The organism is Plantibacter flavus (genome assembly GCF_900177615.1).
Taxonomy (GTDB): domain Bacteria; phylum Actinomycetota; class Actinomycetes; order Actinomycetales; family Microbacteriaceae; genus Plantibacter; species Plantibacter flavus.
In genome coordinates this window covers 251292-264354 of the sequence record NZ_FXAP01000001.1, presented here as the reverse complement: position 1 = coordinate 264354, position 13063 = coordinate 251292, and the positions used below count along the sequence as shown (strand labels likewise).

Annotated in this window: 11 protein-coding genes and 1 riboswitch; of the genes, 6 read left to right on the top strand and 5 right to left on the bottom strand. The window is 70.1% G+C overall.

All coding sequences use genetic code 11. The annotated features are described in order from the left end of the window. Window positions 1-27: 27 nt before the first annotated feature. A complete protein-coding gene (locus B9Y95_RS01225) occupies window positions 28-384 on the bottom strand; it encodes a DUF2200 domain-containing protein (RefSeq protein WP_085511018.1) in 357 nt (118 codons plus the stop codon). Between the two features lie 117 nt (window positions 385-501). On the opposite strand from B9Y95_RS01225, the gene B9Y95_RS01220 reads away from it, so the two are divergent. Next, a complete protein-coding gene (locus B9Y95_RS01220) occupies window positions 502-1605 on the top strand; it encodes a CPBP family intramembrane glutamic endopeptidase (protein WP_159453311.1) in 1104 nt (367 codons plus the stop codon). Here B9Y95_RS01220 and B9Y95_RS01215 read toward each other — a convergent pair. Together B9Y95_RS01215 and B9Y95_RS01210 are read right to left on the bottom strand one after the other, a co-directional pair. Further along, window positions 1547-2062: a YbaK/EbsC family protein gene (locus B9Y95_RS01215; protein ID WP_085510305.1), complete on the bottom strand. Its 516-nt coding sequence runs from the start codon at window positions 2060-2062 to the stop codon at window positions 1547-1549. The genes B9Y95_RS01220 and B9Y95_RS01215 overlap by 59 nt on opposite strands. Before the next feature lie 95 nt (window positions 2063-2157). Beyond that, the gene (locus B9Y95_RS01210; RefSeq protein ID WP_085510304.1) at window positions 2158-2970 is read right to left on the bottom strand and encodes a DeoR/GlpR family DNA-binding transcription regulator; all 813 of its coding nucleotides are present in this window, start codon (window positions 2968-2970) and stop codon (window positions 2158-2160) included. A gap of 83 nt (window positions 2971-3053) precedes the next feature. On the opposite strand from B9Y95_RS01210, the gene galT reads away from it, so the two are divergent. The 3 genes from galT to B9Y95_RS01195 all read left to right on the top strand — a co-directional run bounded on the left by galT (window position 3054) and on the right by B9Y95_RS01195 (window position 6413). Then, window positions 3054-4205 (top strand): galactose-1-phosphate uridylyltransferase, encoded by a 1152-nt coding sequence (gene galT, locus B9Y95_RS01205; RefSeq protein ID WP_085510303.1) that lies wholly within the window; start codon window positions 3054-3056, stop codon window positions 4203-4205. After that, window positions 4202-5362, top strand: a complete 1161-nt coding sequence (gene galK, locus B9Y95_RS01200) for a galactokinase (RefSeq protein ID WP_085510302.1) — start codon at window positions 4202-4204, stop codon at window positions 5360-5362. Before galT ends, galK begins: the two co-directional genes overlap by 4 nt. 133 nt (window positions 5363-5495) lie before the next feature. Further along, window positions 5496-6413 carry a hypothetical protein gene (locus B9Y95_RS01195; protein ID WP_085510301.1) on the top strand — a complete coding sequence of 306 codons (918 nt, stop codon included), beginning with the start codon at window positions 5496-5498 and terminating at the stop codon, window positions 6411-6413. 26 nt (window positions 6414-6439) lie between these two features. Here B9Y95_RS01195 and B9Y95_RS01190 read toward each other — a convergent pair whose 3' ends face one another. Then, window positions 6440-7312 (bottom strand): bifunctional methylenetetrahydrofolate dehydrogenase/methenyltetrahydrofolate cyclohydrolase, encoded by an 873-nt coding sequence (locus tag B9Y95_RS01190; protein ID WP_085510300.1) that lies wholly within the window; start codon window positions 7310-7312, stop codon window positions 6440-6442. An 11-nt stretch (window positions 7313-7323) separates the two neighbouring features. After that, window positions 7324-8595 (bottom strand): serine hydroxymethyltransferase, encoded by a 1272-nt coding sequence (gene glyA, locus B9Y95_RS01185; RefSeq protein WP_064296623.1) that lies wholly within the window; start codon window positions 8593-8595, stop codon window positions 7324-7326. Window positions 8596-8637: 42 nt separating this feature from the next. Next, a riboswitch (ZMP/ZTP riboswitch) is annotated at window positions 8638-8756 on the bottom strand. A 158-nt stretch (window positions 8757-8914) separates the two neighbouring features. On the opposite strand from glyA, the gene B9Y95_RS01180 reads away from it, so the two are divergent. Together B9Y95_RS01180 and B9Y95_RS01175 are read left to right on the top strand one after the other, a co-directional pair. Further along, complete coding sequence (locus tag B9Y95_RS01180) at window positions 8915-10417, top strand: beta-N-acetylhexosaminidase (protein WP_085510299.1); 1503 nt, start codon at window positions 8915-8917, stop codon at window positions 10415-10417. A gap of 404 nt (window positions 10418-10821) precedes the next feature. Beyond that, on the top strand, window positions 10822-13035 hold the full coding sequence (locus B9Y95_RS01175) for a sigma-70 family RNA polymerase sigma factor (protein ID WP_085510298.1): 2214 nt from the start codon (window positions 10822-10824) through the stop codon (window positions 13033-13035). The last annotated feature ends 28 nt before the right edge of the window (window positions 13036-13063 follow it).

Genomic DNA, 13063 nt, shown 5'->3' with positions numbered 1-13063 from the left:
GTCATCGAAGGGACACGCGGTCGGCGGTCAGGCGGAGGTGCGGAGGATCGAGGTCATCTTCTTCCCCTTCGCGACCTCATCCACGAGCTTGTCCAGCTGACGGACGCGCTGCATGAGGGGATCCTCGATCTCCTCGACGCGGATGCCGCAGATGAGGCCCGTGATGAGCGATGCGTTGGGGTGCATCGCCGGTGCTTCGGCGAAGAAGGTCTCGAAGTCGGTACCGTCGGAGAGCACCCGTTCGATCGCGGCGTCGTCGTAGCCCGTGAGCCAGGTGATGACCTGGTCCACCTCGTCCTTCGTGTGGCCCTTCCGCTCCGCCTTCGCGACGTAGAGCGGGTACACGCTGGCGAAGCTCGTCGTGAAGATGCGATGTCCGGCCATACCGGTCAGTCTCCCACCGTCGAGCGCTCGGGACCAGGCCGATCACGGCCTATCCGTCGCTCGTCGTCCATCGCTCGGGGGACGCGTCCGGCCGCGACGGCTGCCTACCCTGGCAGCATGACGGATCCTGGACAGCACCCGCAGAAGCCTTCGCCATTCCCCTCGACGAAACCGGCGTCGATGCCGGCCTCGACGCCCGTCGATCCAGCCGTGCCCCAGCGGCAGCTCGCGACGTACGACCACGCCCTCCGCGCCGCACCGGCCTGGTGGCGTGGCGCGCTCGCGCTCCTCCTGCTCGTCGTGGGGTTCCTGATCCTCTCGATCGTGCTCGGCGGCATCGCGCTCATCGTGGACGTGGCCACCGGGGCCTACACACTCGACGACGTCGCGAACGGCCTCATGACGCTGACGCCGGTGACGATGCTCGCGAACAACCTGTCGCTCGCCGCGCTCATCCCGGTGTCGATGCTCATCCAGTGGGCGATCTTCGGCGTCCGTCCACGGTGGCTGTCCTCGGTGGAGGGGCGCTTCCGTTGGCGCTGGCTCGGGCGCCTGGCGCTCATCATCGTCCCGGTGTGGATCGTGTACGTCGGCGCGTCCGTCCTGCTCTCCCCGCTCGAGCCCATCGTGGTCGACGGCACCATGATCGCGATGCTCGCCGTCGTGATCCTCACGACGCCGCTGCAGTCGGCCGGCGAGGAGTACGGGGCGCGCGGCCTCATCCAGCGTTCCGTCGGATCCTGGTTCAGCCGACCGATCACCGCGTTCCTCGTCGGTACGGTCGTCTCCGGCGCGGTCTTCGCCTCGGTCCACTTCGCGGGTGACCCATGGCTCATCGCCTACTACTTCGTGTTCGGCGCCTCGATGTCGTTCGCCGCCCGCGGGACCGGCGGTCTCGAGGCTCCGGTGCTCATCCACGCGACGAACAACGTCCTCCTCCTGGTGCCTACGGCGCTCATGTCGCAGACCGATCAGGTCTTCGAACGAGGCGAGGGCGCCGGCGGACCGTTCATGCTCATCCCGATGGCGCTCTGCGTGACCGCAGCCGTCGCGAGCACCTGGTGGGGCCGCAGGAACGGCGTGACCGTGACGGCTCCACTGCCGCCGAGCCGGGTCACGAAGCAGCAGGGAATGCCGCCGGCCGCCATGGCCGCTCCGGTGGCTACACCGACGCAGCTGCCGACGACCCCGCAGGATCCTTCGGCGGCTCCACCGCGATGACCTGCCCGCCGGTCACCCGCACGAGCTCCTCGAAGGTCGTCGGGAACACCGTGTGCGCATGGCCGGCTGCGGCCCAGACCTCCGGGTAGGCGGCGAGCGCCTCGTCCACGTAGGTGCGGATCGGTTCCGGGTGACCGACGGGCGCGACACCACCGATCACCTGCCCCGTCGCCGCCTTGACGACCTCGGCGTCAGCACGCTTCAGCCGTCCACCGAGCCGCTCGCCGACCCAGGCGGTGTCCACACGGTGGGCGCCGCTCGTGAGGATCAGCGTCGGCTCGCCGTCGAGCGTGAACACGAGGGAGTTCGCGATCGCCCCGACCTCGATACCCAATGCCTCCGCTGCGAGCGCGGCCGTGCGCGCAGCGTCGTCGAGCCAGGTGATCTCGCCCTGAGCCCCGCGATCACGCAGCGTCTGCTCGACGATGGACACGGCCGGATGCGCTCGATCAGTCATGCGATCATGCTGCCGCATCGGGCAGTCGGCGCGCGAGTGCTGGGACGCGGCGAGGGACAGCGGGATGGCGGGGCGGGACGGGACGCGGCGCGAGGTCAGTCGCCGAGTGGGACGAGCGTCACCGCGAGTCCCGCTTCCCGGAGGAGCGCGATGGTCTCGGGCGCGGCCCCGTCGTCGGTCAGGAGGGCGTCGAAGGCCTCCAGCCCGGCGATCCGGCCGAGCTGCCGCACCCCGAGCTTCGAGGCGTCGGCGACCACGACCACCCGCTCGGCGGCGCGAACCATCCTGGCCTTCACCTCGGCCTCGGGCAGGTTGACGTTGGTCACGCCATGGCCGGCGTCGACACCGTTGCACCCGATGAACGCGAGATCGGCGTGGACCTGGCCGAGCAGCGACCCGGCGAGCGGATCGACGAGCGAATGCTGCAGCGGTCGGAGCGACCCGCCCGTGACGATCACCGAGAACCTCGGGATCTCCGACTCGAGTTCGAGCGCGATGGTCAGGCCGTTCGTGATGACCACGACGTCGGCGAGGTCGCGGCGAGCCTTGAGCGCGCGGGCGAGGGCGAGGCCGGTGCTGCCGACGTCGACGATTACACTCTGACCGGAGCGCACCATCGCGGCCGCCGCCTCACCGATCCGCTGCTTCGCATGGGCCGAGGTCGCGGTCGCGAGTTCGATCGGCGACTCCACGGCGTCGCGTCCCTGCACGGGCATCGCGCCACCGTGCACGCGGACGGCATCGCCCTGGTCGACGAGGGTGTCGAGGTCTGTTCGGGCGGTCACCCGGGAGACGCCGAAGTCGTCGGAGATGTCGGCCACGCGAACGAAGCCGCGCTCGTCGAGGAGCTCACGGATGCGGTCGCGTCGCAGTGGGGCGGGCAACTGCATCGGCTCGTCGTCGGACATGCATGAATCTTCGCGGACTTGCCTATACTTTTCAAGGCGAAACGTTGTACGTTTCCTTTCGACAACCCGTTCTGAGGATCCCCATGCCCCCACTCGACGACACCTTCGTCATCGACCCGGCGATCGCGAGCTCGACTCAGCGCCTCGCCGACGGTCGCGAGCTCATCTACTTCGACGACGTCGACACGACGCTGCCCGCGGAGCGACTGCCCGACGCACGCGAACTCGCCCCACGACCGCCGACCGCGTCCATGCGCCAGGACCCGCTGACGGGTGAGTGGATCTCGATCGCCGCCGCCCGCCAGAACCGCGTGATGCTGCCACCCGCGAACCTCGACCCGCTCGCACCCGCGAGCCCGTCCAATCCCTCCGAGATCCCCGACCAGTACGACGTCGCGGTCTTCGAGAACAAGTCGCCGTCCTTCGGGCCGCTCCTGGAAGACGCGAACGCACCGGTCGATCTCGCTGACCTCAAGACGATCGGGATCGGCCGGACGCGCACTTCGGTCGGCCGATGCGAGGTCGTGAGCTTCAGTCCGTCGAGCACCGGCTCCTTCGGTTCGCTGTCCCGCACCCGGGCGCGCACGGTGATCGAAGCGTGGGCCCGCCGCACGCACGCGCTGTCGCAGATCGACTCGATCCAGCAGGTGTTCCCCTTCGAGAACCGTGGGGAGCAGATCGGTGTCACCCTCCACCACCCGCACGGACAGATCTACTCCTACCCCTATGTGACCCCGCGCACCCAGCGTCTCATCGCCGCGAGCGAGGCCTACGGTCCCGGCCTCTTCGCCGACATCCTCGCCGCGGAGCAGGCTGACGAGCGCGTCGTCCTCGCCGGCGAGCACTGGACGGCGTTCATCCCGTTCGCGGCGCGCTGGCCCGTCGAGGTGCACCTCCTCCCCCACCGGCACGTGCCCGACTTCGCCGCCACCTCGCTCGAGGAACGGGACGAACTCGCCGTCCTCTACCTGCGGCTGCTGCGCGGCGTCGACGCCCTGTACGACACCCCGACCCCGTACATCGCCGCCTGGCACCAGGCCCCGACCCGTGTCCACCGCGACGAGCTCCGACTCCACCTGCAGCTCACCTCCCCGCGTCGTGGAGCCGACCGCTTGAAGTACCTGGCCGGCTCCGAGGCCGCCATGGGCGCCTGGATCGGCGACGTCCCGCCGGAGACCACCGCCACCGCCCTGCGCGCCGCGATCGCCGCAGCCGACGAGGAGAACCCCGTATGACCGACCTGCAGCGCACCGCCACGAGCGGATTCGAGAACGCCTTCGGCAGCGAGCCGCACGGCCTCTGGACCGCGCCCGGCCGCGTGAACATCATCGGCGAGCACACCGACTACAACGACGGCTTCGTGTTCCCGATGGCGATCGACCGCCGCACCGTCGCAGCCGTCCGGCGTCGCGACGACGACCGCATCCGCGTGTCGAGCAGCTTCTCACCCGAGATCGTCGAGGTCTCGGTGCGCGCGCTCGATCCCGATGCCTTGCACGGCTGGTCCGCCTACCCGCTCGGCGTCGCGTGGGCGCTCGGCCAGTTCGGGGCCCCCTTACAGGAGGTGCCCGGGGTCGACATCTACATCGACTCCGACGTCCCGGTCGGGGCCGGTCTCTCCTCCTCCGCGGCCATCGAGGCCTCGGTCGCCGTCGCACTCACCGAGATCTGGCACCTCGACCACGACCGCCGGACGCTCGCGAAGATCTGCCAGCTCGCCGAGAACCGGGCGGTCGGCGCTCCGACCGGCATCATGGACCAGTCGGCGTCGCTCCTCGGCCAGCGTGACTGCGGCGTCTTCCTCGACTGCCGCTCGCTCGAGACCGACGTCATCCCCCTCGGCTTCGAAGAGCACGACCTCGAGCTGCTCGTCATCGACACGCGCGTCGAGCACGCCCACGTCTCCGGCGGGTACGCGGCACGTCGGGCGTCCTGCGAGGCGGGGGCCGCAGCACTCGGCGCCGACTCACTCCGCGACGTCACGGTCGGCGACCTCGACCGCGCTCGTGAGCTGCTCGACGACGAGACCTTCCGTCGCGTCCGTCACGTCGTGACGGAGAACCAGCGGGTCCTCGACACCGTCCGGACCCTGCGCGAGCACGGCCCGACGTCGATCGGCGAGCTGCTCGTGGCCTCGCACGCGTCGATGCGTGACGATTTCGAGATCTCGGTGCCGGAGCTCGACCTGGCCGTCGAGACGTCGATGGCCGCGGGTGCGATCGGGTCGCGCATGACCGGTGGCGGGTTCGGCGGCGCGGCGATCGCCCTGGTCCCCGTCGCCCTGGCGTCGTCCGTGTCCGAGGCGGTCACGGCGGCCTTCGCCGAGGCATCCTTCACCGCCCCGACCATCTTCCCCGTCCGCCCCGCCGCCGGCGCTACCCGAGAATCCTGACCTCCCCCTCCCCTGCCCGCGAACTGTCACTTCCGGCTAGTCCCGACGGCTCGGACTAGCGTCGAGTGACAGTTCGCGGGCAGGGTGTGGAGAACTTCCGACGCCGAAGCGCCACAGTCGGCACCGTGGTGGGATGGTCCTCCGACGCCCCCTCCCCCTCGAACTCGACAAGCAGCCGTTCTCCATGGCCGACGCCGACGAACTCGGCGTGCCTCGATCGCGGCTACGAGCGAGCGACCTCGCCACGCCGCACCGAGGCGTCCGGGCACCGCTCGACCAGCCCACGGACATCCCCGGACGCTGTCACGCCTATGCCCCGCTCCTGCACGACGGGCAGTTCTTCAGCCACGTGAGCGCGGCGGCCCTGCACGGCCTCCCCGTGCCCACCTGGGAACACGAGGCACCACTCGATGTCGCCTCCATCGCGCCGGCACGCGCGCCTCGAGGAGCGGGCGTGCGCGGGCATCAACTCGACGGGGACCACTGGGAAGTCGTCGCCGTCGAAGGACTGCCGGTACTGACCGCCGTCGACGCCTGGTGTCAGCTCGGAACCCGGCTCCCCTTGGACGACCTGGTGATCGCCGGCGACGTGCTGCTCCGCCGCAAGCGACCACTGGCCTCGGAGCAGCAGATCGTCCGCGGGCTGGCACGGATGAACGGCCGTCGCGGCGCGAAACGGCTGCGGCTCGCGTTCTCGATGATGCGGCCTCGGACGGATTCGCCGATGGAGACCGCCTTGCGCCTGCTGATCGTCCGCGCGGGCCTTCCGGAACCGCTGGTCAACGAGGTGATCACGGACGCCCACGGACGGTTTCTGGCTTTGGGCGACCTGGTGTATCCCGAACAGCGGGTCCTCGTCGAATACGACGGCGGCACCCACTTCACGGATGAACGGCAGATCTTCCACGACATCGATCGCCTCGACCGCGTCATGGCAGCGGGCTGGCGGGTCATCCGGGTGAATCGCTCGCACCTGACGGACCCGTCGCCCATCCTCACTGCACTGGCTCGCGAACTGTCACTTCCGGCTAGTCGCGGGGCGCCGGACTAGCGTCGAGTGACAGTTCGCGGGCTGGGTCAGGGGGTGGCCATGCGGACGACGTTGGCGAGGAGACCGACGCGGGTCATAGGGCCGACACCACCGGGGTTCGGGCTGATCCATGAGGCGACCTCGGCCACGTCCGGGGCGACGTCGCCGACGACCCGGGACTTGCCGGTCTCGGGGTCGGTCTCGCGGCTCACCCCGACGTCGAGGACGATCACGCCGGGCTTCACGGCATCGCGCGTGACGATCCCGGGGACGCCCGCCGCAGCGACGATCACGTCGGCGGTGCGGAGGATGTCGTCGAGTCCGACCGTTCCGGTGTGCGTCAGCGTGACCGTCGCGTTGTATTCGCGACGGGTGAGCAGCGGGCCGATCGCGCGACCGACGGTTACCCCGCGGCCCACGACGACGACGTGCTTGCCCGCCCAGCTGATCCCGTGACGTTCCACCAGCTCGATGACGCCCTTCGGCGTGCACGGCAGCGGCGTGTGGATCGGACGGTTCACGTTGAGCACGAGACGCCCGAGGTTGGTCGGGTGGAGCCCGTCGGCGTCCTTCTCGGGATCGATGCGCTCGAGGATCGCGTCGGTGTCGATGTGCTTCGGCAACGGCAGCTGCACGATGTAGCCGGTGCAGCTCTCATCGGCGTTGAGCTCGTCGAGGACGGCCTCGAGCTCCTCCTGCGAGACCGTCTCGGGCAGGTCGCGTCGGATCGACTCCATGCCGACCTCGGCACAGTCGCGGTGCTTCCCGGCGACGTACCACTGCGAACCCGGGTCGGACCCGACGAGGACGGTGCCCAGCCCGACCGAGATGCCGCGCTCCTTGAGCGCGGCCACCTCGATCGCGAGTTCGGACTTGATGGCGGTGGCCGTGGCCTTACCGTCGAGGATCTGTGCGGTCATGCGCCCGCGCCCTACTGCTGGAGGCCGGGGTAGAGCGGGAAGCGCTCGGCGAGCGCCGTGACGCGCTCCCGGAGGGCTCCGGCCTCGGCACCGTTGCGGAGCGCAAGGGCGATGATGTCGGCGACCTCGGCGAACTCGGTGTCGCCGAAGCCGCGCGTCGCGAGTGCCGGGGTACCGATCCGCAGACCGGAGGTGACCATCGGCGGGCGCGGGTCGAACGGCACCGAGTTGCGGTTGACCGTGATGCCGACCTCGTGGAGGAGGTCTTCGGCCTGCTGGCCGTCGAGCTCGGAGGTGCGGAGGTCGGCGAGCACGAGGTGCACGTCGGTGCCGCCGGTGAGGACGTCGATGCCGGCGGCCTTCGACGCCTCGGAGGTGAGCGCCTCGGCGAGGAGCTTGGCACCGCGGAGCGTGCGCTCCTGGCGGTCCTTGAACTCCGCCGTGGCGGCGAGCTTGAACGCCGTCGCCTTGGCGGCGATGACGTGCATGAGCGGTCCGCCCTGCTGGCCGGGGAACACGTTCGAGTTGAGCTTCTTGGCGAGCTCCATGTCGCGGCTCACGATGAAGCCGGAGCGCGGGCCGCCGATGGTCTTGTGCACGGTGGAGGACACGACGTCGGCGAACGGCACGGGCGACGGGTGGACGCCTGCGGCGACGAGGCCGGCGAAGTGCGCCATGTCGACCCAGAGCTTCGCGCCGACCTCGTCGGCGATCGCGCGGAACGCGGCGAAGTCGAGCTGGCGCGGGTAGGCGGACCAACCGGCGATGATGACCTGCGGCTTGTGCTCGAGTGCCTTGTCGCGGACGACGTCCATGTCGACGAGGAAGGTCTCGGGGTCGACGCCGTAGGAGACGGCGTTGTAGAGCTTGCCGGAGAAGTTGAGCTTCATGCCGTGGGTGAGGTGACCACCGTGGGCGAGCTCGAGACCGAGGATGGTGTCGCCGGGGGTGGCGATCGCCGAGAGGACCGCGGCGTTGGCCGTGGCGCCGGAGTGCGGCTGGACGTTCGCGTACGCGGCACCGAAGAGGCTCTTGGCCCGCTCGATCGCGAGGGACTCGGCGATGTCGACGAACTCGCAGCCGCCGTAGTAGCGACGACCCGGGTAGCCCTCGGCGTACTTGTTGGTGAGGACGCTGCCCTGCGACTGCAGGACGGAGACGGGCACGAAGTTCTCGCTCGCGATCATTTCGAGGGTGTTGCGCTGGCGACCGAGCTCCTGCTCGAGGACCGCTGCGATCTCGGGATCGACCTCGGAGAGTGGCGCGTTGAAGGTGTCGGACAAGACTGGCTCCCTTTTGTGACAGAACGGATGTCGGTGATGTGCCGTTTCGGCCCAGGCGTGCGGCCGAATCCGCCCTTGTCTTCAAGGTGCAGGGTCGCTCCCCGATGGTGGACCATCTGAGGCGGAGCGGAACTCCGTCTATACGCCAGTTGCGACTGCTAGCAGCATAGCAACGGGACGCCCGACGCGCACCGTCCTGTGGAGAGGTCGGGCAGCGGTGGGGGCCGGTGTGTCAGGATGGCCCGAAGCTTGTTCACCCTCCGAACAAAACCCGATCCAGCCCCACGATCCCGCGTCGCCGACGCCGAAGGAACCGCGCATGAGCCTGCTGCCCCGCCCCGTCTCGCAGACCACGGACGCTTCCGCTCCCCCGTTCCGGTTGTCGGCGCATTCGGTGATCCGTACCGACCCGTCGGCGGCGACCACGGCCCGGATCCTCGCCGAGGCCCTGCGCGCCTCGACGGGGTTCGCCCTCCCGGTCGAGCCCATCGGCACAGAGGAGGTCGTGGACTCCGTGGGCACGGACATCACGCTGTCGATCGACCCCAGCCTGTCGACGACGAGCGGCGCCTACCGATTGACCGCCGCGGCCTCCGGTGTCGAGATCGTCGGTGCGGACGCCGACGGGGTCCACCACGGCACGCAGACGCTCCGGCAGCTCCTCCCGCCGGACAACTGGGCACCGATGGCCGGCGCACAGGACTGGATCATCACCGCGACCGTCGTCGACGACGCTCCGCGCTTCGCCTACCGCGGCGCGATGCTCGACGTCGCGAGGCACTTCTTCACGGTCGCGCAGGTGCAGCGGTTCATCGACCAGATCGCCGCGCTCAAGCTCAACCACCTGCACCTGCACCTCACCGACGACCAGGGGTGGCGCCTCGAGATCGCCGGGTGGCCGGAGCTCACCAGGATCGGTGCGGCGACCGCGGTCGGTGGTGGTGAGGGCGGCTCGTACAGCGCCGACGACTACCGGGCGATCATCGAGTACGCCACCGCCCGCCGCGTCACGATCGTCCCCGAGATCGACGTCCCCGGCCACACGAACGCGGTCCTCGCGGCGTATCCGGAGCTCAACCCGGACGGCGTCGCCCGCGAGCCGTACACCGGCACGGAGGTCGGCTTCTCGAGCCTCGACATCCATGCCGAGTCCACCTACGAGTTCCTCGACGACGTGTTCACCCAGCTCGCCGCGATGACCCCGGGCCCCTACCTCCACCTCGGCGGCGACGAAGCGCTCGCCACCCCTGAGGCGGACTTCCTCCACTTCGCCCGTCGGGTCTCCGAGCTGGTCGCCACGACCGGGAAGACCGCCATCGCCTGGCACGAGTTCGGCGCGTCACGCGAGCTCGCGTCCGGCACCATCGGCCAGTACTGGAACTACGTCTCCCCCGAGCACGGTCACGCCGACAAGCTGCGCTCGTTCGTCGATCAGGGCGGGCAGGTCGTCATGTCCCCGGCGGACGCCGCCTACCTCGACATGCAGTACCCCGACATCGCGACGGCCGGCCTCACCTGGGCGGACGGCCCCACGAGTGTCGAACGCTCTGCCGTCTGGGAGCCGACCGACATCGTCGAAGGGGTCGGTGAGCAGGACATCCTCGGCGTCGAAGCCCCGCTCTGGACGGAGACCGTGCCAGACGTGCAGACCCTCGAGTTCCTCGTCTTCCCACGAATCGCGTCCATCGCGGAGATCGGCTGGTCGGAGCGACGCGCGCCGGACTGGAGCGACTTCCGGGTCCGACTGGCCGAGCTTGCCCAGAGCTGGTCGGCCGCGGGCATCGCCTTCCACCGCTCCCCCGAGGTCAGCTGGCTCGACTGATCCGAGCGACGCACGGGAAGGCGGCCGGGAGTGATGCTCGCCCCCGAGCACCACTCCCGGCCTGTCGACGGGTACGCACGGAGGCGCCCCCTCCCGTCGAGATCTGCAACGTTTCGGGTCCGTTGCCCGACGCGCACCGGCCGTGGCGCGCATCGTGGCCGTCCGAGGACGACCCAGCAGGGTCCCCGTCGCCGGGAATCCTGCTGTTCATCCTGAGAGAGTGCACCCCTCGAAGGTCATGACGCGGTTTCCCAGAACTATCGAAACGGATCTTCCTCGGCTCCAGCGGCGGTCCGCGAGACACGTCGTGCCAAGATGAGGAATCGGCGTCATGATCCCGCTTCACCCGACTCTCTTGAGCGGGCACGGTGCCCGGTAGTGCGAAGCTCGCAGACGGAGGCATCATGAGCCTGGACACATCCCCGGCTTCACCGCTCACCGAGCGATCGGATGCCGAGCTCATCGAGCACACCCGCACGGGGTCGCAGGACGCCTATGCGGAGCTGTGGCGACGGCATTCGAACGCCGGACGGACCGTCGCCCGGTCCGTCACCTCGAGCCTCGATCCCGACGACCTCGTCTCGGAATCCTTCGCCCGCATCTATCAGGCGGTCCGCCGCGGGAAGGGCCCCACCGGCGCCTTCCGCCCCTACCTGTTCACGACCATCCGGAACACGGCTGCCGCTTGGGGCCGATCGCGTCGGGAGACGTCGCTCGACACCCTGGACTCCTTCGAGGACCCGGACACGAACGAGGCGTCCTCGATCGACGCCCTCGACCGCAGCCTGAGTGCCCGAGCGTTCCGAAGCCTGCCGACCCGATGGCAGGAGGTGCTCTGGTACACGGAGATCGAGGCGATGACGCCCGCGGAGGTCGCGCCGCTCCTCGGGATGAAGGCCAACTCGGTGTCCGCGCTCGCCTACCGAGCACGCGAGGGGCTGCGCGAAGCGTGGATCCAGGCGCATCTGCGGTCCGTCGACGACGACTCGGAGCACGCCTTCACGATCAGCAGGCTCGGATCGTATGCGCGCGGGAACCTCTCCGCCCGTGACACTGCCAAGGTCGAGTCACACCTGGACGCCTGTCAGCGGTGCACCATCGTGGCCGCTGAGGCGAAGGAGGTCGGCTCGCGTATGGCGCTCGTCCTCCTCCCCCTCGTCGCAGGCGCCGCCGGTGCGGCCGGCTACACCGCGTGGTTGCAGACCAACGGCCCGTCGGCGACCGTGGTCGCCGCGATGCCGGCCGGCGTCACCGGCGGTGTCGCACTGACCGCGCACCTGAGTGCCTCGGTGGCGGCCGGCGGCGGAGTAGCGGCTTCCGGTGTAGCCGGTTCCAGTGGCGCCGCGTCGGGTGCCGGTGTCGCGTCGGGTGCGGGTCTCGCGGGTGCTGCGACGGCGGGTCTCTCCGGCGGGATCATCGCCGCGATCGGCGTCGGCGTCGTCGCGGCGGTGACCGCCGGCGCGCTCGTCCTGGGTCCGATGGTGTTCTCGCCGGGCGCCGACGCGCCGACCTCCGACACGGCTGCGGGGTCCACCGATCCGTCCGCCGCCCCGTCGCCGAGTGCGGCCCCGATCGCCGGCCCGACGCCGACACCCCCATCCCCGGCGCCGAGTCCGAGTCCGAGTCCGAACGAGGACGGGGCGCCGGATCCCGTCGTGGTCTCCCCGCAGGTTCCGACACCCACTGCCCCACCGGTCGCTCCGCCCGTCGCCCCGGCCGATCCCGTCGACCCGACCGAACCCACAGCGCTCCCAGCACCGACCATGGTCGCCGACTCCGGCGGCGGGTACCTGTGGCCCACATTCAGCGGCACCGGAGCGGCCGGAGCCACCATCGACGTCCTCGACGGAGACGTCGTCGTCGCTTCAACGGTCGTGCCGGGGGCCGCGCAGCGGTCATCGGTCGCCGCAGCTCCCGAGACCGGGACCTGGTCGACCGGACCGGTCGTCCTCGACCGGACTGGGACCTTCGCCCTGACCGTGCGACAGACCCTCGGTGACCAGGTCGCCGTGTCCGCCGAGCCGGCGAGTATGACGATCACGGGCCCCGCGATCACCGGATTCCAAACGATCCTGTCGCTCCAGGTCTTCGAACCTGACGCACCGATCGTGATCACCGGCGCCCCGAACGGCGCAGTCGGGTACACCCTCGACGGTGGTGACGAGCAGCGCGTCGTGCTCGACGCCGACGGTCGAGCGACGCTCACCGGCGCCGCCGTTGCCGTCGGGTTCCACGAGCTCAGCGTCTGGAGCATCGACCCGTCCGACCCATCGCGCGTGGGTCCTGCGACCTCCGTCGAGTACCTCTCGCTGACCGGACTCCTGAGTACCCAGGCCGCCGTCGATCCGGTGACCGCGCCGCTTCCGGAAGCGGTTCTGGACACAGCAGCGGAGGCGGTTCCCGCTCCGGCCCCGGTTCAGGCCGTCGTCGACCCGATCGCGGAGCAGACGCCGGCGGAAGCGGCTCCCGCGACGGAGACGGACGCGCCGAGTCCGACCGAACCGGCTCTGACGACGGAGACGGAGACTCCGGTGGAGACCGCGCCCGACGTCACAACGCCGACCGATGGTGCAGACGCCTCACCGGCGCCGACGACGGACGAACCGGCTGTACCGTAAGCCGGTCCCGCTCAGCGCGTCCGCAACG

Coding starts and splice junctions, on each gene's coding strand:
- B9Y95_RS01225 (WP_085511018.1), bottom strand. CDS start 384: ATGGCCGGACATCGCATCTTCACGACGAGCTTCGCCAGCGTGTACCCG.
- B9Y95_RS01220 (WP_159453311.1), top strand. CDS start 502: ATGACGGATCCTGGACAGCACCCGCAGAAGCCTTCGCCATTCCCCTCG.
- B9Y95_RS01215 (WP_085510305.1), bottom strand. CDS start 2,062: ATGACTGATCGAGCGCATCCGGCCGTGTCCATCGTCGAGCAGACGCTG.
- B9Y95_RS01210 (WP_085510304.1), bottom strand. CDS start 2,970: ATGTCCGACGACGAGCCGATGCAGTTGCCCGCCCCACTGCGACGCGAC.
- galT (WP_085510303.1), top strand. CDS start 3,054: ATGCCCCCACTCGACGACACCTTCGTCATCGACCCGGCGATCGCGAGC.
- galK (WP_085510302.1), top strand. CDS start 4,202: ATGACCGACCTGCAGCGCACCGCCACGAGCGGATTCGAGAACGCCTTC.
- B9Y95_RS01195 (WP_085510301.1), top strand. CDS start 5,496: ATGGTCCTCCGACGCCCCCTCCCCCTCGAACTCGACAAGCAGCCGTTC.
- B9Y95_RS01190 (WP_085510300.1), bottom strand. CDS start 7,312: ATGACCGCACAGATCCTCGACGGTAAGGCCACGGCCACCGCCATCAAG.
- B9Y95_RS01180 (WP_085510299.1), top strand. CDS start 8,915: ATGAGCCTGCTGCCCCGCCCCGTCTCGCAGACCACGGACGCTTCCGCT.
- B9Y95_RS01175 (WP_085510298.1), top strand. CDS start 10,822: ATGAGCCTGGACACATCCCCGGCTTCACCGCTCACCGAGCGATCGGAT.